The sequence below is a fragment of the Streptomyces mutabilis genome, assembly GCF_014649815.1.
In the GTDB taxonomy this organism is placed as follows: domain Bacteria; phylum Actinomycetota; class Actinomycetes; order Streptomycetales; family Streptomycetaceae; genus Streptomyces; species Streptomyces mutabilis.
This window is the reverse complement of record NZ_BMTT01000308.1, coordinates 1-523: the sequence shown is the minus strand read 5'-3', so window position 1 is coordinate 523 and position 523 is coordinate 1. Positions and strand designations below refer to the sequence as shown.

The 523-nt window shown below is 24.5% G+C and carries 1 protein-coding gene; it reads left to right on the top strand.

What is annotated here, in order from left to right; all coding sequences use genetic code 11:
- Positions 1-123 precede the first annotated feature (123 nt).
- A complete protein-coding gene (locus tag IE142_RS40445; protein WP_229831324.1) occupies positions 124-498 on the top strand; it encodes a replication initiator protein A in 375 nt (124 codons plus the stop codon).
- Positions 499-523 lie beyond the last annotated feature (25 nt).

Here is a 523-nt window from a genome sequence, read left to right as displayed (position 1 = left end):
TACTTGTATTATATAATGAATAGTATCCTAGTGCAAGCACCTAAATCATTATATAAATGTAAAGCTATATAAAAACGTTTTATTACCTCTTACCATACTAAAATTCGGAAAGAGGTTTTTATTATGTCAAATTTCAAAAGAATTACTATACAAGAATTTGAACAAGAAAGATTTTATAAGCTATATAAATTTTTATTTGAAGATGATTATTTTAGAAAACTTAGTGATTCTTCAAAAATTGCTTACTGTATGTTTAGAGATCGTTTTGAATTATCTAAAATGAATAATTGGATTGATGAAAATGGAAATGTATATCTAATATTTACCACCAAAGATTTATGTGAACTTTTAAATTGTGGCACTCAAAAAGTAACTAAAATTAAAAAGGAATTAGAAAGTTTTAATCTTTTAGAACAAGAAAGAATGGGGTTAAACAAACCCAATAAAATATATATACTAGAACCCCAAAAACCTTATGAAGACAGTAGTGTCAAGTAATTTCGAAAATCAAAATTCCAGAATA